Genomic DNA, 19,783 nt, shown 5'->3' on the forward strand with positions numbered 1-19,783 from the left:
CTCAAAGGCTGGCATGAAAAATGCTGCAATCGTTACGAACCTGGAGAATCCTTCTGCAGGTTTTTCATTGCAATTGACCTCCTAGGAGTTTTTTATGAAACGTACTCTGCAAAAGGGTTTCACCCTGATCGAATTGATGATCGTTGTGGCGATCATTGGTATTTTGGCCGCTGTGGCACTGCCAGCGTACCAAGACTACACGGTGCGCGCACGCGTGACAGAAGGTATTTCGCTGGCCACCGGCGCCAAGAAGCTGGTGGAGACCGACGCCCAAACGGCCGATGAGCTCAAAGCCGTCGCTACCGCATTCAATGCCCAAGTGGGCGGCGCTGGCGCCAAGAGCAAATACGTCAGCAAGGTGCAAATCGCCGCCGATACTGGCATTGTGACCGTCACTTTTGACAAGACCAACATCGGTGCGATTCCTGCGAATGCCACCCTCAACTACAACCCTTACGTTCAAGTAAAGGCCGGCCCCGTTGCGCTTGCAACAGCTCTGGCAGGTGATGAAACGGGATCGATTGACTGGGGCTGCGGTTCGGATGCCATCGCCATCTCTTCCGCGCGCAAGCTGACTGCTACTGCGGGCACGCTGCCCGCCAAGTTCGCACCCAGCGAGTGCCGTTAATCTGAGGTGCGCTGCCAGAATCCAGAATCTGGCGCACCCGGCAAAAGCCCGCCTTGGCGGGCTTTTTTCGTAAGAATGCAGCTTTGTTTGCCATGTTCACAACCCATGAAATAACCCCGCCCCCCATGACTTTGCCCCGCCCTCGCCTGGCCTTGGCGGCAGGGCTCCATGTGCTACTGTCTGCGGTAGTGCTGGTCTTGGTAGCGTTGTTGGTGTTCGCCCTGTGGTTTCCGTCTCCGCTGGGACAATTGGCGGGCGGGCTGCGTCTCTTCTGGACGATTGTGGGTGTGGATCTGGTGTGCGGACCGCTGCTGACCTTGCTGCTGTACCGCAGCACCAAGACCCGATTGGCACTGGCGGTAGATTATTCGTTGATTGCCCTTCTGCAATTGGCGGCACTTGCCTACGGTCTGCAAACCCTGGCGCATGCCCGCCCTTTAGCGCAGGTCTTTGAAGTCGACCGTTTTCGGCTGGTGAGCTATGCCGACATAGCCGAGCCCGATGTGCAGAACCTGCCTCCCTGGGCGCAGCCCTGGAGGGCTGGCGCACTGCGGACGCTGGGCTTGCGCGAGGCCGAGTCCGCCAGCGAGCGCCTGCAGAGTTTTGGCTCATCCCTGTCGGGCGTGGATGCAGGCCAATGGCCCAGCCGCTGGCAGGACTACGCCATGAACCGGAAACAGGTGCGGGAGCGCTCCAAGACCTTGGCGGCGCTGCGAGCCGCGCACCCGACTTATGTTGACGTGATCGAAAAGGCCGTCGCCGAGGCTATGGCCAACATCGAGCCGGGTGAAACCCGCGAGGCAGACAACTTGCGCTGGCTGCCCCTGGTTTCTCGCACCAGCCTGGACTGGGTGGTATTGCTGGACCCGCAAACCCTGCGCATCCGCGCCTATGCACCGCTGGATGGGTTTTAGTAGGCGGTGATGGCACTCGTCATGGTTGGTTCGAGGTCTCGCGCGCCAGCGCATGGGCAATGCGGTGCAGGAACAGCCGTTCGGGGCTGATCCGCACCTTTTGGGCCTCTATGTCGAGGCTGCCTGACAGCTGGTCCCATTTCTTTTGTTGAATCAGCGCAAGCACCACTCCTGACCAGGCATACCCATCAAAGCCGGTTTTCATAAACTCGTCCTGCGGGCGGTTCTTGATCCAGTCGTTGCCGAGCGCCTCCATTTGCGCATAGTCTCGCTGGGCATGCGCCTGCAGCAGGGCCATGGCGCGCGCAAAGTCAGCCGGCAGCTTATGGGCGCAGGGCATCCATGTGGGCTGAATCCATACGCCCTGCAATAAAGAGGGCGGCAGGTACTGGATGGTGCGGTCGGCCAGGTCGCTGATGTTGGCGGCCAACTGTCGGCGTTGCTGCACAGTCCACGGTGCGTCACAGGCACGTGCCGCAGCCTGGAGCGATGCGACGGCTGGCGAGAACAGAGTTATCTCGCCACGCATTTCTTTGGCAATGGTCCGCGCGCGAATCGTCAATGTGTCGGCTGGAAAATGCTGGATCTGGGTTGGCTCGACATTGGCGGGCAATACGGAGGCAATGCCCAGCGCCCCCAGCAGGGGTCTGTTGATGACCGGCAGGCTTTGCGTCGTCTCTGCCAAGCCGTTTTTGAATCGCGCCTTGGGCGCCTCAAGGCTCAATATCGGATAAAAATCTGAATTCGCAGCCTGTTTGGGGTGCAGTTGGCTGAGCGCCCTGAGCAGCCGCCCATCCGCAATCTGACGGAAGCCCAACTGCTCTGCATTCTCAATGCCTATGCGCTTCAAGTCCATCTGGCTTTTGGCGTTGGCCACCAGCGGGGCCAGGTTCAGCTTGGGTACCGACCCCTTAGGGCTTGCAATGATGAGCAGGTCAGACTGATTGCTCAAATACGCTGCATAGTCACTAAATGCTGGGGCCAAGGCTTTGAGGATGGAGCCGAGCAATGCATCGTTGATTTCATACATCTGCACCCACTGCACGAACAAACCATTTTCATTCAGGTGCCGTGGCACGAACTGATAGAACTCCTGAGAAAACAGGGCGCCCACACCACTGATCCACGGATTGGAGGGCTCTGAAATGATGATGTCGTACTTGCTGTTCTGCCCAGAGAAATACGATTTGGCATCGTCAATGACAATATGCGAGCGCGGGTCGTTGTACGCACGCTCCACGCGGCGCCCATAGGCCTTGGCGCCTTGCACCATGGCCGACTCGATTTCAATGGTGTCCACCTGCCGAACCCGCGCATCACCGAGAAAGGTGTGGGTCGTCAGGCCGGAGCCAAAGCCAATTACCCCGACCCGCTGGGGCGACGCGTGCATGCTCAGCGGCAAGGCTGCGGCCAGCACCATCGTTGGCTCGTCCAAAGATGCGGGCTGGTTATCGTCCATCTGAATGGAGGCATCGGTTTTGCCATTTGTGGAAATGTGCAGGTTGCCGTTGTCAGACAGCACGGCGGCAACGCTGGTGGTTTTTCCATCCTTGTAGTACAGAACCTTGTCGCCCTGCTGCAAGCTGGTGCGCCCGTGCCGAAACACCCCGGACGCCGTTGTCATGGGGTCAAACGGAATACGCACTGCCACGATCAGCGCCACGGCGGCCAATCCCAAGCCCATGCCAAAGCGCACCATGGACTTTTGCGTATCGGCATGCAGGCGAAGCAGAACCAACCCAATGCCCATGTCCACCAATGCGGCGATGCACAGCGCGAGCTTGAGGCCAAGTACCGGAATAAGGAAATGGATGGCTGCGAACACCCCTGCAATGGAGCCCAAGGTGTTCCACGCATACACACGGCCAATGGCACGCTCGCCCTGCCCATTGCGCAACAGCGCCACGGTAAATAAGGGCAGCGTCGTGCCGGCAAAGAAGGCCGCAGGCAACATGATGGCGATGGCAGTCGTTGCGGTGCCTAAATTGAACAGCGCATATCCGCCATCCGTTTTGGCCAGGGCCTGAATCAACCAGCCCACCCAGGCAAACGCATTGGCGTAAACCGCCAGCGATGCCAGGGCCGCCACGCCCATGAACACCTGCATCCACCCAACCAGCCGCAAAGGGGCGTCGGTGCTGTCTGCATGCCTGCGTACCCAGAGGCCGCCCAGGGCGATGCCCGCAATGAATGAGGCCAGCATGAGCTCAAAGGCATGCATGGTGCTGCCCACTGTCATGCTGAGCATGCGGATCCAGATGATTTCGTAGGCAAAAGATGCCGCCCCAGAAAGTGCTGTGCTGATCAGTACCAGCCGGAGCAACGGGTTGTGCCGCAAGCTTTGCTCAGAAGTTGGCCGCGCCTGGGCAGCCGCAGGACGCACCGGTTCTGGCTCACGCGCAAGCCACCAGGCCAGTCCCGCAACCGCGAAATTGAGAACACCCGCAACCACCATGGCGCCAGGCAAACCCACCCAGGGCAACAGAACAAAAACGGCCACCAATGCACCGCCAGCAGCACCAATGCTATTTGTAAAGTAGAGACTTCCCAACACGTGACCATCGCTCCCTGGGAAACGGCGGATCAGCCCTCCGCTCATCAATGGGAAGGTCATACCCAGCAAAATGGTCTGCGGCAGTATCAACAGGGCGGCAACTATCCAACGCGCAAGATTTATGGCCCAAGGGTCCGCCAAGGCGGGAATGAGCCAGTCATAACTGAAACTCGCCACGCTACCAAAGATGCTGTGAAACAGCAGCCCGCACACCCCGATGATGGCTTCAATCACCGCATAACCACGAATCAGATTGCGCCAGCGTCGGCCCGCATGTGCAATCCATGCAGCTCCGGCGGCCATGCCTCCCATGAATATCGCAAGAACGAGCGCTTGCGCATAGGCTGCATGCCCCAAGAACAGCCCAAGGTAATGCGACCAAATGGATTGATAAATTAGGCCGGCAAAACCGGATAAGACAAAAATGGCGAACAACCAGTGTCGATGGTTGCGATGCGTTGGGGTCATCAAGAGGAGGCTCCAGAGGGGAAAGAGAACTGCAGAAGCCAAGCAAGCAAAATTGGCGCCTGCCTTTGGGCAGCTTTGCGTGTGTGAGGCGCCGCAGCGGACGCGGACAAGTTCAGGGTGAAAGTGGGGCGGCGTCTTATAAAGGACTATTAACGCTGGAATATTAATTGCTTTGGATATCGAATCCACTAAAGTGACACGCACATGATGATTCGACAACACGACGAGGGATTCACCCTGCTAGAACTCATGGTCGTTGTTGCGATTGTGGGTATCTTGGCAGCGATTGCGTTACCAGCATATCAAACGTTCACTGCACGGGCCCGTGTGATGGAGGGGTTGAGCATCGCCGATGGTGCCAGGGTAGAGATCGGGTCAGGGTCGGCTGCAGCAACCGATCTGGCGAACACCATTGGGGTCTGGAACTCCCGGACGGGCGGGGTTGGTGCAAGAAGCAAGTACGTATCGAGTGTGCTGATGACGGCTGCTCCTGGGACGGCTGCAGACGGTGAAATTACCGTCACATTTAGCGCCAATGCGGGTCCCGTCGACGGACGAACACTCGTGCTGACCCCCTGGAGACAGGGCACGGGGGGCGCCGTGGCTTTGGGTACGTCATACGCTGCGAATGCGGCTGGTGTCTTGGGCGTGTCCGAATTTCCGTGTGTGAGGCTCATTGAACCTTCACCGATTTCGTGAAGCTGGTTGGATATCTTACGTGCTCGGTTTCATGAATCGTTCTTCGTAGAGGATTGCAAACTGGTTCATCGCTGATTTCCAATGGTTGGCTGCTCGCCCCCAGTCCTCGGTGATGTTGCGCAGGGCCAGCCAGATCAGCTTGGTGGCCGCATCGTCGCTGGGGAAGTGTCCTCTGGTCTTGATGATCTTGCGCAGCCGCGCATTCACGCTTTCAATCGCATTGGTCGTGTAGATCACGCGTCGCACCTCGGGCGGGAAGGCGAAGAATGGGATCACCTTGTCCCAGGCCCTGCGCCAGGCGCCCACGACCGTGGGAAATTTCTGGCCCCAGGGCCCCTTTTCAAACGCATCGAGCTCAGTCTGGGCCGCTTCGGCGCTCACTGCTGTGTAGATGGGTTTGATGGCCGCCGCCAGGCTCTTGCGGTCCTTCCAGCTTGCGAAGTCCAGGCTATTGCGGATCAGGTGCACGATGCAGGTCTGCAGCGTCGTGGCCGGGAACACCGCGCCCAGCGCCTCTGGCATACCCTTGAGCCCGTCGGTGACGGCGATCAGGATGTCATGGACGCCGCGTGTCCTCAGATCGTTGAACACCTTCATCCAGAACTTGGCACCCTCGGTGTTCTCGATCCAGATGCCCAGGATGTCGCGGCTGCCATCGGGCAGCACACCCAGCGCCAGGTACACGGCCTTGGCGCGCACCACGCCATCCTCGCGGATCTTGACCCGCAGCGCGTCAAAGAACACCACCGGGTACATCGCCTCCAGCGGGCGCGTCTGCCAGGCCGTGACCTCGCTCATCACGGCGTCGGTGACACTGCTGATGAGGTCGGGCGAGACGTCCACCGAGTACATCTCGGCCAGGAAGCCCTGGATCTCGCGCACCGTCATGCCCCGGGCGTACATGGCGATGATCTTGTCATCGAAGCCGGTGAAGCGCCGTTCGTGCTTGCCGATGAGTTGTGGCTCGAAAGTGCCCTCGCGGTCGCGGGGAACGTCGATGCGCAGCGCTCCCGCATCGGTCAGCACCGTCTTGGCGCTCTTGCCGTTGCGGTGATTGGCGCCAGCCCCTTCGGGCTTGGCCTGGCCGGGCGTGTAGCCCAGATGATGGCTCATCTCGGCGCCCAGGGCGCGCTCAAGAACCGACTTCTTGAACTGCTGGAAGATGCCTTCGAGCTCGGCCGGCGTTACCGGCCCGGGGATGAGTTGCTCCAGCAGCTCGGCTGAGAATTGCGGCTGCGCCGCCTTGTCCGCCGCAGCGGTTGTCTTCGTCTTGCGTGGCATTCATGCTCCTTGTTGACATGCTATGCCTCACACACAAAGTTTCTGACAGGCTCGGTGTCTTGGACTGGAGTTGTCAGTCAGAGGCGAGCACTATTTCAACATTACGCTCCATGGTCGGAACCGCAGGGTCTTTGCCCGCCAAGTTCGCGCCACCCGAGTGCCGCTAGGCGTGTTGTGCCTGCTTTAATTGGGCCCTTTCCGAGCGCGGCGGGTGAAGTCTGTGGCGCGCTAGGCCGATGATGCTGTCGCCACAAAACTCCCCGACTTCCCCCCATGCTTTTCCACCACGCGCACGTCGTGGATGGACATGCCCCGGTCCACGGCCTTGCACATGTCGTAGATGGTGAGCAGGGCTATTTGCACGGCGGTGAGGGCTTCCATTTCGACGCCGGTGGGGCCCACCGTTTCCACGGTTGCAGTGCAAAATATGCCGATAGCACCCGACTGTCGTGCGCTGGCAGCTTCAAATTCAATAGCAACACGGGTCAGTGCCAGCGGGTGGCACAGCGGAATCAGGTCGCTGGTTTTCTTGGCGGCCATGATGCCGGCGATGCGGGCGATGCCCAGCACGTCGCCTTTTTTGGCGGTGCCGGCTTCGATGAGGGCCAGGGTGGCGGGCAGCATTTCGATGCGGCCGCTGGCGATGGCGATGCGGTGCGTGGCGGCCTTGGCGGCCACGTCGACCATGTGGGCCTGGCCCTGGGCGTCAAAGTGGGTGAGTGCGGACATGGCGGGGGTAACCGGGTGAATCGGTGGGAAACATTCGGGCAAAGGGGCATCATACGTGCATGTGGAAACGCAAACGCACCCTTGCAAGGCCTCGGACTGACACCTCCTTGGCTGTACAAAATATCAAGAAAAAATCGCCTCTAGCGAATACTGGTCATGCGCTGATAGCTTCTTTATTGATAGCAATAATAGGCGCGGGCACCGCGCTGCCTGCCGCAGCGCAGGCCAGCCTGCCCACCCTGGGCGATGGCAGCGCCTTGACCACGGGCGAAGAGCGGCGCCTGGGCGACCGCATCATCCGCGAGCTGTACCGCGACCCCGACTACATTGATGACCCGGTGCTGGTGGAATATGTGCAGGGGCTGTGGCAGGCGCTGCTGGCGGCAGCGCGCGCGCGCGGCGAGCTCTCGCCCGAGCTGGACGAGCGTTTTGCCTGGGAGGTGCTGCTGGGGCGTGACCGCACGGTCAACGCCTTTGCGCTGCCCGGTGGCTACCTGGGCGTGCATTTGGGGCTGATTGGCGTGGTGGCCACGCGCGATGAGTTGGCCTCGGTGCTGGCGCATGAGTTGAGCCATGTCACCCAGCGCCATATTTCGCGCCTGATTGCGCAGCAAAGCCGGCAGACGCCCCTACTGGTGGGTGCCATGGTGCTGGCCGCGCTGGCTGCCAGCAAAAACCCGGGGGCTGCCCAGGCCATGATGGTGGGCGGCCAGGCGGTGGCCATCCAGAACCAGCTCAATTTCTCGCGCGACATGGAGCGCGAGGCCGACCGCATCGGCTATGGGCTGATGGAGCCCTCGGGGTTTGCGCCGCAGGGTTTTGTGAGCATGTTCGACAAGCTGCAGCAAGCCAACCGCCTCAACGACAACGGCTCGTGGCCCTATTTGCGCAGCCACCCGCTGACCACCCAGCGCATGGCCGACATGCACTCGCGGCTGCCGCCCGGCGGCGCCGCGGCGCCGCAACCGCTGCCCCCCAGCCTGGAGCACGCCATGGTGGCGGCACGGGCCCGTGTGCTGGCAAACCCCGGGGTGGATGCGCTGCGGCTGTGGATTGCCGAGCCCCAGGGCACCGGTTTTGCCAGCCAGCCTGCGGCACGCCGCGCCGCGGGGTGGTACACCGCTGCGCTGGCCAGCATCCAGCTGCGGGATTTTGCGGCGGCACGCACCGCCCAGGCCAAGCTGGACGAGGTGGTGCGGGGCGATGCGGCGGCCCAGCGCCAGTCGCAGCGGTTGGCGGCTGAGATCGAGTTTGCGGCTGGCTTGCCCGAGGTTGCGCTGCAGCGTTTGCCGCAGGGCTCGGGCCTGCGGCCAGAGCTGGTGCTGCGCACCCAGGCCCTGCTGCGCGTGGGCCGCCCCGCCGAGGTGACGGGCGCCCTGCAGACCTGGGTAGCCACCCACCCGCACGATGCGACGGTGTGGCAATTGCTGGCGAGCGCCTGGCATGCGCAGGGCCAGCCACTGCGGGCCGTGCGCGCCGAGGCCGAATCGCAGGCCGCCCGCTACGACTATGCCGCCGCGGTAGACCGCTTCAAGGCCGGGCAAGACCTGGCACGCAAGAGCAGCAGTGCCGCCGACTACATCGAGGCGTCCATCATCGACACGCGGCTGCGTGCGATGGAGCTACTTTTGAAGGAACAGGCCGCCGAGCGCTGACTCGATCAGCAAGCCCAGCACCGAATAGATCAGCGAGCCCAGCAAGGCGGCGCCAAAGCCGGTGACATGAAAACCGCCCAGCACGCCCGCAGCGGCCCAGAACATCAGGGCGTTGATCACAAAGAGAAACAGGCCCACGGTGACGATGGTTACCGGCAGCGTCAGCACCACCAGCACGGGGCGCAGCACGGCATTGAACAGGCCGATGACCAGCGCGGCAATCAGCGCGGAGGTGAAGCTATCCACCTGCACGCCGCTGTAGAGGTAAGCCACCAGCAGCAGTGCCGCAGCGCTGAGCAGCCATTTGAGTAGGATTTTCATGCGCGCAGAATAGCACCGGGCTGGCCGGTGACGGCGCTCTCCAGGCACGACACCACAGACCGTTCGGGAGGAACCCGCCCCGGCCTGGGCGATCGGATCACGCCATGTCCAGCGCCAGCAGGGCACCCAGCCCGGTCAGCAGGCCGGGCAAGGTGCCCGGAAATGACAGGCGCCCCGGTGCAGCGGAAGGCTGGGCGGCGGCATCCAGCTTGGGCCGGCGGGCATCCACCACGCGGGCGGCGCCCAGTTCGGCCTGCAATTGCGCGAGCAGTTCGGGCAACGGGCCTTTGGCCACCACGGTGGTCACTTGGCTGTGGCTGCCCGATTGCAACCAGGGCAGCAGCTGCGCAAAAAGCTTTTCCGACCATTTGTCGCGCCAGTTCTCGCGGGCGCGGTGGCTCACCCACTTGCTGACGCGGTGCGTCATGCGCGGGGCGCAGGCCACCAGCACCCACTGCGTGCCGGCAGCCGCCTTGTTGCCTGCCAGCAAGGGTGCCAGGATTTGCTGCGCATGGGCTGCGTCGTCCACGTACACAATGACTTTGTCCATACCACCTCCAGAGGCGGGCCCATGACAAAGGGGGCATGGTGCCCCCTTTGCGCTAGCCCATTCGCCGGTTTGCCTGCTGGCGCACCGGCGGGTTCGTTTGCAATCAGCCCTGCGCAGGCGCAGCGGCGGCGCGGCGCGCCAAAATGGCCTTGCCAGCCAGAAACACCAGCAGGGCGCCGGCCACGCTGGCCGCGTAGCGGATGGTGTCGGTCTGCGCAATCTTGAACATCCACTGCCACTTGTCGGGGTTGGCGAAGACGGGGTCGGAAACCAGCATGCCGCCGGCAATCCAGCCCAGCAGCATGCCGCCGAGCGTGATGATCATGGGGAATCGCTCCATGAGCTTGATGACCAGCTGGCTGCCCCAGACGATGATCGGGATCGAGATCAGCAGGCCCAGCACCACCAGCAGGAACTGGTGATCACCGGCGTTTTGCGCGGCGCCGGCAATGGCGATCACGTTGTCCACGCTCATCACCAGGTCGGCGACGATGATGGTCTTGATGGCAGCCAGCAGCTTGTCGCTGGTCTGGATGTCGCCATGGCCGTCTTCATCGGGGGCCAGCAGCTTCACGCCAATCCACACCAGCAGCAATGCGCCCACGAACTTGAGGAACGGCAGCGCCAGCAGGGTCATGGCAAACGCGATCAGGATCACGCGCAGCACGATGGCGCCTGCGGTGCCCCAGATGATGCCCTTGGTGCGCTGGGCGGGCGGCAGCTTGCGGCAGGCCAGGGCAATGACCACCGCGTTGTCGCCACCCAGCAGGATGTCGATGATGATGATCTGGCCGAGTGCCAGCCAGAATTCGGGCGATGCCAAAAAGTCCATAAATTCCTCAATATCAAAGGGCAAAAGGACGACCCGGCTGCCACTGTAGCGCCGAGTGCGTCCGGGGGATAGGGGGCCTGCAATGGGCGGATCAGGGGCGTGCCGCAAGGGCGGGATGCGCAGGGACGGCCTTGATCAGCCCACGGTGGGCCCATCAAAGGTCTTGCTCGGTGCGGCACCCGGGTGTGTGCCGAACCCGGGCCGCCGGAAGCGATGCTTCGTATTGACGACGGTTCCGATGCCATGTCCCCGATCGCCACTGACTGCCTCGGCCGGAACACATGTCGGGAGCTACTCCCCTTCGAAGCGGCGATTGGAACACAGGCCGCGCCGGGAGTGCAAGCCAGAGACCATGGACCCGTCGGTCATTGTTTAAGGCAAATCGGCCTCAAGCGCTTTACCAATCAGCGCAAGCAGCTATCAAAAAAGGAGTTCGCAAAGCCCGACCGTACGCCCCCGCGCCAGACAGGGCCACCAGCGTGGCCGCCCGCCCGGGCACGCCGCGCGGCTATGATCCGTGCCCCGTCGCCCCCTCTTGCTGCAACTGCGCGCCATGGCCGCCATCCACATCACCGACATCGAAGCCGCCATCAACCATTGGCGCGAGCGCGCGCCCGCCACTGCCGGGGCGGCGCTGGCGCCCGAGATCAGCGCGCTCGGCGAGGTGTATGCGCGCATGGTGTTCCACCACGAAGACGAGGTCGACGAGGCGAGCCTGCCGGCGCCGGCGCGGGCCGCCTGGCTGGCCTGGTACGACACCACGCCCGACACGCCGTGCATCGCCATCTGCTCGACCAGCCAGGGCGACGACTGGTGCAAGGGCTGCGGGCGCAGCTTTGACGAGGTGCAGTTCTGGCCCGCCATGGGCCCCGCCGAAAAACGGGCCGTGTGGCGCCGCATCACGCTGGAACACACCGCGTGGCGCTTCAACCGCTATGCCGAACGCGCGGCAGAAGGCCCCAGCCGCGCCGCGCCGCCCTGACCCCGCCCCTGATCCGCCCGCTGATCCACCCTCTGTACGCGCCGCCCGCAACGCGCTATCGTGGGGCCATGCTGCGTCTCACCCAGGCCCCGAACATTGCCATAGCCACGCTGTGGGCCGACCTGCTGTGCGAGGCGGGCATGACGGCGTCGGTGCAGCGCCAATACCTAGGGGCCGCAGCGGGGCATCTGCCGCCCGACCAGTGCCTGCCCGAGATCTGGCTCGACTACGACGAACACGCCACCCGCGCCCGCGCCTTGCTGCAAGAGCTGCAGGACTTGCCCCAGCGCCACTGGCGCTGCCGCTGCGGCGAGACGGTGGAGGGCGGTTTCGAGCAGTGCTGGCAGTGCGGCGCCCTCATGCCACGCGACTGATACTCCTTTTTTAATAGCTGTCAGCGCTTGGTGGACAGGCGCTGACAGTCTATTTCATACGAAACCTGGGCGATTTATTTCCAGCGCACCGGCTCCACATGCACGCTGCCCTGCGTGCTGCTCAGCGTGATGGCCCCTTCCTGCACCGTGGCCTGCAGCTGCATGCTGCGTTCGGCCAGTTGTGCCAGCGCCTGTGAGGCCTCGGTGGGAATGCGCCACACCTGCAGCTTCTCCAGGCGCGAGAGCTTGGTTTCAATGCCCTTCCACCAGATCTCGGCGGCGTGGTTGAAGCAGTACACGATCACCGAATCGGCCTTGCTGCAGGCTTTGGTGAGCGGCTTGTCCTCGGGCTGGCCCACCTCGATCCACACGCGCTTGCGCCCGGTGAAGTCGGTCAGCGAGGCGTCGGGATCATCGGGGTCGGACAGCCCTGCGCCAAACGCCAGCGTGGCGTCGCCATTGCACAGGTCGTTGAGCTGGTGCGCCTGGATAGCCAGCGTCGCCAGCCGCACCATCATGCGCTCGTCGGTCTCGCTGGGGTGGCGGGCCAGCGTGAGGGCGTGGTCTGCGTAGTAACCGTGGTCGATGTCGGCGATTTGCAGGTTCGCCTTGAAGATGGTGGATTTGATGGCCATGGCTTTGTGCTCACAAATAAATAGCTCCCAGGGCTTACCATGTAAGCGCTGGGAGCTGAAAATGCTAAGAATTGAGGCGGGTCAGACGCGGCGTGCCAGCTCGGCAGCCTTGCCGGTGTAGCTGCCGGGCGTCATGGCCAGCAGGCGGTCTTTTTCGGCCTGCGGGATCTCCAGCGAACGGATCAGGCCGTGCAGCGCCTCGGCCGTCACCACCTGGCCGCGCGTGACTTCCTTGAGCTTTTCGTAAGCGCCCTGCACGCCATAGCGGCGCATCACGGTCTGGATGGGCTCGGCCAGCACTTCCCAGCTCGCATCCAGGTCGGCGGCCAGGGCTTGCTCGTTCAGTTCGAGCTTGTTCAGGCCGGTCAGCAGCGAGGCATAGGCCAGCGCGGCGTAACCCAGGGCCACGCCCATGTTGCGCAGCACGGTGCTGTCGGTCAGGTCGCGCTGCCAGCGGCTGATGGGCAGCTTTTCGGACAGGTGGCGCAGCAGCGCATTGGCCAGGCCCAGGTTGCCCTCGGCGTTCTCGAAGTCGATGGGGTTGACCTTGTGCGGCATGGTGCTGGAGCCAATCTCGCCGGCCTTCAGGCGCTGCTTGAAATAGCCCAGGCTCACATAGCCCCAGATGTCGCGCGACAGGTCCACCAAAATGGTGTTGGCGCGGGCCACGGCGTCGAACAGCTCGGCCATGTAGTCGTGCGGCTCGATCTGGATGCTGTAGGGCTGGAAGGTCAGGCCCAGGCCCAGCGGCTCGGGCGTTTCGATGACCTTCTTGCTGAAGGCTTCCCAGTCAAACTCGGGCCAGGCCGACAGGTGGGCGTTGTAGTTGCCCACGGCGCCGTTCATCTTGCCCAAAATTTTGACGGCCGCAATGCGTTCGCTGGCGGCCTGCAGGCGCATGAGCACGTTGGCCATTTCCTTGCCCACGGTGGTCGGGCTGGCGGTCTGGCCGTGGGTGCGGCTGAGCATGGGCACGTCGGCAAAGGCGTGGGCCATTTCGCGCAGTTTGAGGATGATGCGGTCCAGCCCGGGCAGCACCACCTGATCGCGGCCCGAGCGCAGTTGCAGGGCGTGGCTGGTGTTGTTGATGTCTTCGCTGGTGCAGGCAAAGTGCACGAACTCCGACGCTTTTTCGAGCTCGGGGCGCGCTTCAAACTTGCTCTTGATCCAGTATTCGACGGCTTTCACGTCGTGGTTGGTGGTTTTCTCGATCTCCTTGATGGCGGCCGAATCGGCCTCGGAGAAGTTCTTGACCAGGCCTAGCAGGTAGGCGCGTGCGCCGGTGGTCAGCGGCTTGAACTCGGCAAAACCAGCATCCGACAGCGCGATAAACCAGGCCACTTCCACCTGAACGCGGCGCTGCATGTAGCCGTGCTCGCTCATGATGGGCCGCAGTGCGGCAAGTTTGGTGGCGTAACGGCCGTCAAGCGGCGACAGGGCGGTGATGGTGGACAGGCTCATGGCGCGAGATTGTAGGCTGCACACCACGGTCAGCGTCTGCCAAGCCGCTGCCGATAGAATCGTCCGCGTATGGAACAGACAACCCCGCGCAATGGAAGAAACATGAAACTGATCGGTTCCAACGCCAGCCCTTACGTACGCAAGGTACGCATCGTGATGGCCGAAAAAAAGCTCGACTACCAGTTCGTGCAGGAAAACGTCTGGGCTGAAGACACCACCATTGCCAAGTCCAACCCGCTGGGCAAGGTGCCTTGCCTGGTGATGGAGGGTGGCGAGGCGATTTTTGACTCGCGCGTGATCGTGGAATACCTCGATACGCTGTCGCCCGTGGGCAAGCTGATTCCCGCGCAGGGGCGCGAGCGGGTCGAGGTCAAGACCTGGGAAGCGCTGGCCGACGGCCTGGTGGACGCCGCCATCCTGGCGCGCCTGGAAGCCACCTGGGCCGGCCGCCAGGACAGCGAACGCAGCCAGGCCTGGATGGACCGCCAGCTGGGCAAGGTGCACGCCAGCCTCAAGTCCATGAGCCAGGGCCTGGGCGATAAGCCGTTTTGCAGCGGCATTCACCTGAGCCTGTCGGACATCGCCGTGGGCTGCGCGCTGGGCTGGCTGGAGTTCCGGTTCCCCCAGATCGACTGGCGCAGCGAGCATCCCAACCTGGGCAAGCTGCTCGACAAGCTGATGCAGCGCCAGAGCTTTGCGGACACCAAGCCGGTCTGAGCGCCGGCGCGGAGCCTGCCCCGTCGAAAGAGATGCCGGCGCGAGCCGGCATTCTTGCTTTTTGAGACAGGCTGAAAGCGCTATCGGGATGCGCGCCGCCGCAGCCAGCGCATCAATGCACCGACCACGGGCAGTTTCTCGTAGAGCTCTTCGGCGGCATCCCAGTAGTCGCGGTGCAGCACGATCAGCCCTTGGGCGTCCAGCACCAGGTGCGAGGCGCCGCGCACCGTCTGGGGCTCGCCCCGGTGAAAGTTCTTGAACGCGAACAGGAAATCCCAGGTCAGAAAGCACTGCAGCCCCTGCACCACGCGGCCGGTGACCACGAAGCGGGGCTGGTCGAGCGCCTCAAACATGTGCGCGAAGATCTGCTGGATGGGCTGCACGCCGCGCACCTCGTTGAACGGGTCCTTGAAGCGCGCATCGGGCGCATAAATGCGGCCCAGATCGGCCACGCTGGCGGGCGCGAGTTGCTCAAAGAATGCCACCACGCGGGAGACGGCTTCTTCCATGCGGGGGGAGTCGGTTTGTGGCATCAAAGTCCCGTGAATCGGCGCACGGCCGGAAAATAGCACCGGTACGGCAACACCCGCAGCAGCTTCATCACGCGCGTGAAGCGCTTGGGAAAGTGGATGTCGAAATGCCCGCGCTCCCAGCCCTGCACGATGGCCGCTGCCGCAGCCTCGGGCGAGATGAGGGCTGGCATGGTGAAGTCATTTCCCTCAGTGAGCGGCGTTGCCACAAAGCCGGGGTTGATGACACTCACGCCCATGCCCAGGTCGTGCAGGTCCAGGTACAGCGCCTCGGCCAGGTTGATGAGCGCGGCCTTGGTGGGCCCGTAGGCCAGGCTCTTGGGCAGCCCCCGAAAGCCCGCCACGCTGCTGATCAGGCTCACATGCCCGGGGCGCCCGGCCTGCGCAGCCGCCAGCATGGCGGGCAGCACGGCGGCCAGCACATGTAGCACACCGTTGTAGTTGACTTGCTCGTGGCGCAGCATGACGGCCAGGTCGAAATCGGTGGCGCGCATGTCACGGTAATAGCCGGCGCAGTAGCACACCAGGTCGGGGGCACCACCGGCCAGCACCTGCGCGGCGGCGGCCTGCACCTGATCGGGCTCTGCCGTGTCCATCGGCAAGGCAACGCTGCCGGGGTGCTGGGCAACAAAGGCACTGAGTGCATCGCCACTGCGCGCCGACACGATGACCTGCGCGCCGCGCGCATGCAGCGCGGCCGCCGTGGCCCGGCCAATGCCACTGGAAGCGCCAATCAGCCAGGCCCGGCGGCCATGCCAGTCGCGCAGGGGGGGGTTGAGGCTCATGCTGCGCGTTTGGTGAAGGACAGCGTGATCTCGCCCAGCCGCACGCCGAACTTGCTCATGGTGGCGCGGTTGAGCATCACGCGCTCGTCAATGAGGTATATCCAGTCGTCCAGATCGACGTTGTAGACCTTGCCATCCACCGGCAGCGCCAGCGTGTAGGTCCAACGGAAGGCGTTGCCGCGCGTCTGCCCGTTGGCGGTGCCCACCACGTCGTCGGCGGTGCCGGTGTAGCGGCCGTCCGCGTGTTGGGTCAGGCGCCAGATGCGGCGCTGCGTGGTGCCGTCGGAGTAGGTGAACGCTTCGTCCAGCACGCCCTCGTTGCCTTTCCAGCTGCAATCCATGACCACGGTGAAGCGGCGGGCGATCTGGCCGCTGCGGTCCTGGAAGATGCCGTAGGCGTCGATCTTGCCGTTGAAATACTGGGCCAGGTCGAGCACCGGCTTCTCGCTGGCGTAGCCATCGAGGTTCTGGCTGGCGCAGCCGGACAGGACCACGGGCGCAGCCACTGCGGCCGAAAGGAGGAGGCGTCGTTGCATCATGGTGGGGTGCCTTGGGGTCGGTTCGTATTCAGGATTGCCGCGCGGCGTGTCGGCCGCAGGATGAGCGCCTGCAGCGCAGCCGCTGCCAGCAGCTTGAGCACGCAAGGCAGCACCGCATAGGCCAGGCCCAGGGTCTGCAGGCCGTCTGCGCTGCGCGTGCCGGGCTGATAGCCCAGCCAGCCCAACAGGGGCAGCGCCAGGCCTGCGGCCAGGGCCAGGTTGAGCTTGGTGGCGAAGTTCCACCAGCCAAAGTACGCGCCCTCGTGCTGGCCGCTGTCGCCCTCGGCCGCAATCACGCCGGCCAGCAGGGCGCTGGGCAGGGCCAGGTCGGTGCCCAGCGCCACGCCGGACAACGCGCAGACCACGAGGAACGGCACCACATCGCCCGCGCCCAGGAACGCGGTCCACACAAACACGGCAATCGCCAGCAACATGCCCGCCAGCCAGGTGCGCGCCAGGCCCCAGTGCGCCACGGCACGCAGCCACAGCGGAATGGACAGCGCGGCGCAGACGAAATAGGCCGCGAGAAACATCGGCTCCTGCGCGGGCGGGGCCTGCAGGCGGTCCTGGATGAAAAACAGCACCAGCGTGGCCGGGATGGCGCTGGCAATGCCGTTGAGCATGAACACGGCCAGCAGGCGGCGGAACGCAGGGCGCCCCCAGGGCCGCCACAGGCTTGCACGCTGGGGCGGGCGATAGACACCTGCCACGGCGCCCCCATGCGCGGCGGGCCGTGGCGCCCGGGTCCAGGCCCACCAGCCCAGCAGCAAGGTGATGGCAAATACGCTGAGCATGACCGGCAGCCCCAGCAGCGCGGGCAGCACCGAGGCCAGCACCACGCCCACCAGCGCAGCGCCTTCACGCCAGGCCACGATGCGGCCGCGCTGCAGCTCGTCGCCGCCCAGGCGCGCGCCCCAGGACTGGTGCGCAATGCCCAGCTGGCTGTAGGCCGTGTAGGTGACGAGCAGCGCCACCAGTGCCCAGGCAATCAGCGCATCGGGGCCGCGCACCGCCGGAAAGAACAGGCTGGTCAGCCCCAGCGCCAGCACCAGCGCCGACACCGCGCCCACGGCCAGCACGGCGCGCACCGATCGGCCAAACAGGTGGTCGGCCAGGCGGCCCAGCAGCGGGTCGGTGATGGCATCGAGCAGCCGCGCTGCCAGCAGCACCGCGCCCAGCGTGGCCAGCGGCATGCCGAACTCCCGTGCGTAGTGGTTGGGCAGCAGCACATACAGCGGCAAGGCTACAAAGGCCAGCGGGAGGCCCAGCAGCCCATAGGCCAGGCCCTGGCTGGCGCGGATGGGCTGCGTGTGGGTCATGGCTGCCCCGCCGGGCGCGTGGAAGCGATGAGCTGCTGGCGCAGCGCGGGCTCGGAGGTCTGGGGCGAGAGCCAGATGCCAAAGAACAGGCGCGAGAACTCGGCGTCGGGCACCTCGCCCACCACGCGCCCGCCCATCTTGAACACGGCGCCCGAGCCCGGCTGGTGAATGCCGAGCAGGCGGTCGCCCGACTTCACGTCTGGCAGCGCCGCCTGCAGCGCCTGTTGCCAGCGCGTGGCCTGCTGGGGCGTGAAGCTGCCGACGCGGCGCATTTCTTCGAGCGAGCGCCTGGCGATGGCTTCGGCCGAAAAATCCCGGTGGTAGGTGAGTTCCAGCGCGAGCGGGCGGGCGCCGTAGTTGTCGGCCTCAAAGCCCGGCTGCACCCACAGGCGCGCACGGTAGATCTCGAAGCCCAGGAAGCGCAGAACGCCCTGGCCAGCCAGGCGCGCACCCGACAGGGGGGCCGCGGCAGCCTGGCCGGCCTCGGCCACCTGCGCCGCGGCTGGATTTGAATGAAACAGGACTGTAGCGCTTACCAGTAAAGCGCTAATAGCTATTTTTTTCATAGCACGTCAATCCTTGACCAGCGTGTACTGCACGAGGTCGATGTTGCGCATGGCAAACGCGGCCTCGCAGTAGGCCAGGTAGAACTCCCAGATGTGCAGGAAGCGCTGGTCAAACCCGAGTTGCAGGATCTGCGCGCGCTGCGCCAGAAAGCGCTCGCGCCAGCGCTTGAGGGTCTCGGCGTAGTCCTGGCCAAACGCAAACTCGTCCACCACGCGCAGCCCTGCCGCCTCGGCCTCGCGGCGGAACTCGCGTGGGCAGGGCAGGCAGCCGCCGGGGAAGATGTACTGCTGGATGAAGTCGGTGGAGCTGATGTAGCGGTCAAACAGGCTGTCGTCGATGACGATGCTCTGGATGCAGGCCTTGCCGCCGGGCTTGAGCAGGCGGTTCACCGACTGGAAGTAAGTGGGCCAGTATTCGCTGCCCACGGCCTCGACCATCTCGATGGAGCAGATGGCGTCGTAGGGCCCGTCGTGGATGTCGCGGTAGTCCTGCAGGCGCAAATCTGCCTGGGCTTGCACCCCATGCGCCGCCATGCGCTTTTGCGCGAACGCCAGCTGCTCGGTAGACAGCGTCACGCCGGTGAGGGATGCGCCGAATTCGGTGGTCGCCATCTCGGCCAGCGCGCCCCAGCCGCAGCCAATCTCCAGCACGCGGTCGCCCGCCTGTACGCCGGCCATGCGCAGCGCGCGGCGCACCTTGGCGTGCTGGGCGGCGCGCAGGTCGCCGCCTGCATCGCCCTCGAACCAGGCCGACGAATAGTTCATCGTGTCGTCCAACCACAGTTCGTAGAAGGCATTGCCCAGGTCGTAGTGGGCGTGGATGTTCTTCTGGCTGTTGGCGCGCGTGTTGCGGTTGAGCAGGTGCTTGATGCGGTACAGCAGCCGCCCGGCCCAGGTGCCGTAGATCACGCCTTCCACCTGCTGGCGGTTGGCGATGAAGAGCTTGATCAGGTCGGTGAGGTGCGGCGTGGTCCAGTCGCCGGCGATATAGCTTTCGGCAAAGCCGATGTCGCCCGACCGGAGCGCGGCGCTGCACACATTCCAGTTCTTGAGCGTGATGGCGGCCAAGGGGCCGTTGCCGTGCCCGAAATGCTGCAGCGTGCCATCGGGCAGCTGCACCGTGAGGTGGCCGTGCTGCAGCCGCTGCAGCAGCTTGAGCGCCGTGCGGGCGGCGGCCGGCGTGCCTGCGGGCAGGGCCTGTGCATTGCGGCCTGAGCGGGTTGCGGTGGTGGAGTTCATGGCGG

21 protein-coding genes are annotated in these 19,783 nt (G+C 64.1%); 7 read left to right on the plus strand and 14 right to left on the minus strand.

Features of this window, described 5'->3' with window-relative positions:
* The first annotated feature begins 94 nt into the window (after positions 1 to 94).
* A complete protein-coding gene (locus tag CBP34_RS18640) occupies positions 95 to 628 on the plus strand; it encodes a pilin (RefSeq protein WP_094098891.1) in 534 nt (177 codons plus the stop codon).
* Between the two features lie 125 nt (positions 629 to 753).
* A complete protein-coding gene (locus CBP34_RS18645) occupies positions 754 to 1,542 on the plus strand; it encodes a hypothetical protein (RefSeq protein ID WP_157896512.1) in 789 nt (262 codons plus the stop codon).
* A gap of 19 nt (positions 1,543 to 1,561) precedes the next feature.
* Here the strand turns inward: CBP34_RS18645 and CBP34_RS18650 are convergent, their stop codons facing one another.
* Positions 1,562 to 4,564, minus strand: a complete 3,003-nt coding sequence (locus CBP34_RS18650) for a fused MFS/spermidine synthase (protein ID WP_094098893.1) — start codon at positions 4,562 to 4,564, stop codon at positions 1,562 to 1,564.
* Between the two features lie 204 nt (positions 4,565 to 4,768).
* Here CBP34_RS18650 and CBP34_RS18655 point away from each other — a divergent pair, with 204 nt between their 5' ends.
* Positions 4,769 to 5,263 carry a pilin gene (locus CBP34_RS18655; protein ID WP_094099269.1) on the plus strand — a complete coding sequence of 165 codons (495 nt, stop codon included), beginning with the start codon at positions 4,769 to 4,771 and terminating at the stop codon, positions 5,261 to 5,263.
* A 15-nt stretch (positions 5,264 to 5,278) separates the two neighbouring features.
* Here the strand turns inward: CBP34_RS18655 and CBP34_RS18660 are convergent, their stop codons facing one another.
* Positions 5,279 to 6,544 carry an IS256 family transposase gene (locus tag CBP34_RS18660; protein WP_094097898.1) on the minus strand — a complete coding sequence of 422 codons (1,266 nt, stop codon included), beginning with the start codon at positions 6,542 to 6,544 and terminating at the stop codon, positions 5,279 to 5,281.
* Positions 6,545 to 6,772: 228 nt separating this feature from the next.
* Positions 6,773 to 7,273, minus strand: a complete 501-nt coding sequence (gene moaC, locus CBP34_RS18665) for a cyclic pyranopterin monophosphate synthase MoaC (RefSeq protein ID WP_094098894.1) — start codon at positions 7,271 to 7,273, stop codon at positions 6,773 to 6,775.
* 107 nt (positions 7,274 to 7,380) lie between these two features.
* Between moaC and CBP34_RS18670 the strand changes: the two genes are divergently transcribed.
* The gene (locus CBP34_RS18670) at positions 7,381 to 8,928 is read left to right on the plus strand and encodes a M48 family metalloprotease (RefSeq protein ID WP_472231556.1); all 1,548 of its coding nucleotides are present in this window, start codon (positions 7,381 to 7,383) and stop codon (positions 8,926 to 8,928) included.
* Here the strand turns inward: CBP34_RS18670 and CBP34_RS18675 are convergent.
* From CBP34_RS18675 to CBP34_RS18685, 3 genes are all read right to left on the minus strand, one after another.
* Positions 8,896 to 9,249, minus strand: coding sequence for a phage holin family protein (locus CBP34_RS18675; protein ID WP_094098896.1), 354 nt, complete (start codon positions 9,247 to 9,249; stop codon positions 8,896 to 8,898). The genes CBP34_RS18670 and CBP34_RS18675 overlap by 33 nt on opposite strands.
* A 97-nt stretch (positions 9,250 to 9,346) precedes the next feature.
* Complete coding sequence (locus tag CBP34_RS18680; protein ID WP_094098897.1) at positions 9,347 to 9,799, minus strand: hypothetical protein; 453 nt, start codon at positions 9,797 to 9,799, stop codon at positions 9,347 to 9,349.
* A 103-nt stretch (positions 9,800 to 9,902) separates the two neighbouring features.
* Positions 9,903 to 10,631, minus strand: a complete 729-nt coding sequence (locus tag CBP34_RS18685; protein ID WP_094098898.1) for a TerC family protein — start codon at positions 10,629 to 10,631, stop codon at positions 9,903 to 9,905.
* Positions 10,632 to 11,184: 553 nt separating this feature from the next.
* Here CBP34_RS18685 and CBP34_RS18690 point away from each other — a divergent pair.
* Both CBP34_RS18690 and CBP34_RS18695 read left to right on the plus strand, forming a co-directional pair.
* Positions 11,185 to 11,613 carry a DUF3717 domain-containing protein gene (locus tag CBP34_RS18690; RefSeq protein WP_094099270.1) on the plus strand — a complete coding sequence of 143 codons (429 nt, stop codon included), beginning with the start codon at positions 11,185 to 11,187 and terminating at the stop codon, positions 11,611 to 11,613.
* Positions 11,614 to 11,681: 68 nt separating this feature from the next.
* On the plus strand, positions 11,682 to 11,987 hold the full coding sequence (locus CBP34_RS18695; protein WP_094098899.1) for a putative signal transducing protein: 306 nt from the start codon (positions 11,682 to 11,684) through the stop codon (positions 11,985 to 11,987).
* A 74-nt stretch (positions 11,988 to 12,061) separates the two neighbouring features.
* Here the strand turns inward: CBP34_RS18695 and CBP34_RS18700 are convergent, their stop codons facing one another.
* Both CBP34_RS18700 and purB read right to left on the minus strand, forming a co-directional pair.
* Positions 12,062 to 12,622 carry a YaeQ family protein gene (locus CBP34_RS18700; RefSeq protein WP_094098900.1) on the minus strand — a complete coding sequence of 187 codons (561 nt, stop codon included), beginning with the start codon at positions 12,620 to 12,622 and terminating at the stop codon, positions 12,062 to 12,064.
* A gap of 81 nt (positions 12,623 to 12,703) precedes the next feature.
* The gene (purB, locus tag CBP34_RS18705) at positions 12,704 to 14,083 is read right to left on the minus strand and encodes an adenylosuccinate lyase (protein WP_094098901.1); all 1,380 of its coding nucleotides are present in this window, start codon (positions 14,081 to 14,083) and stop codon (positions 12,704 to 12,706) included.
* A 102-nt stretch (positions 14,084 to 14,185) separates the two neighbouring features.
* Here purB and CBP34_RS18710 point away from each other — a divergent pair, with 102 nt between their 5' ends.
* On the plus strand, positions 14,186 to 14,800 hold the full coding sequence (locus tag CBP34_RS18710; protein WP_094098902.1) for a glutathione S-transferase N-terminal domain-containing protein: 615 nt from the start codon (positions 14,186 to 14,188) through the stop codon (positions 14,798 to 14,800).
* 80 nt (positions 14,801 to 14,880) lie between these two features.
* Here the strand turns inward: CBP34_RS18710 and CBP34_RS18715 are convergent, their stop codons facing one another.
* Genes CBP34_RS18715 through CBP34_RS18740 form a run of 6 tightly spaced genes read right to left on the minus strand, consistent with a single transcriptional unit; the run spans position 14,881 to position 19,778 of the window.
* Entirely contained in the window at positions 14,881 to 15,309 is a 429-nt protein-coding gene (locus CBP34_RS18715) for a nuclear transport factor 2 family protein (RefSeq protein WP_236748467.1), read from the minus strand.
* A gap of 23 nt (positions 15,310 to 15,332) precedes the next feature.
* Complete coding sequence (locus tag CBP34_RS18720) at positions 15,333 to 16,115, minus strand: SDR family NAD(P)-dependent oxidoreductase (protein ID WP_094098904.1); 783 nt, start codon at positions 16,113 to 16,115, stop codon at positions 15,333 to 15,335.
* Positions 16,112 to 16,654 carry a DUF3833 domain-containing protein gene (locus tag CBP34_RS18725; RefSeq protein WP_094098905.1) on the minus strand — a complete coding sequence of 181 codons (543 nt, stop codon included), beginning with the start codon at positions 16,652 to 16,654 and terminating at the stop codon, positions 16,112 to 16,114. The genes CBP34_RS18720 and CBP34_RS18725 overlap by 4 nt, the downstream gene beginning before the upstream one ends.
* On the minus strand, positions 16,651 to 17,973 hold the full coding sequence (locus CBP34_RS18730) for an MFS transporter (RefSeq protein ID WP_094098906.1): 1,323 nt from the start codon (positions 17,971 to 17,973) through the stop codon (positions 16,651 to 16,653). Before CBP34_RS18730 ends, CBP34_RS18725 begins: the two co-directional genes overlap by 4 nt.
* A complete protein-coding gene (locus CBP34_RS18735) occupies positions 17,970 to 18,539 on the minus strand; it encodes a chalcone isomerase family protein (RefSeq protein ID WP_094098907.1) in 570 nt (189 codons plus the stop codon). Before CBP34_RS18735 ends, CBP34_RS18730 begins: the two co-directional genes overlap by 4 nt.
* A 6-nt stretch (positions 18,540 to 18,545) precedes the next feature.
* On the minus strand, positions 18,546 to 19,778 hold the full coding sequence (locus tag CBP34_RS18740; protein ID WP_094099271.1) for an SAM-dependent methyltransferase: 1,233 nt from the start codon (positions 19,776 to 19,778) through the stop codon (positions 18,546 to 18,548).
* Positions 19,779 to 19,783: the final 5 nt, after the last annotated feature.

Source organism: Acidovorax carolinensis (assembly GCF_002157145.1).
GTDB classification, from domain to species: Bacteria; Pseudomonadota; Gammaproteobacteria; order Burkholderiales; family Burkholderiaceae_C; genus Acidovorax; species Acidovorax carolinensis.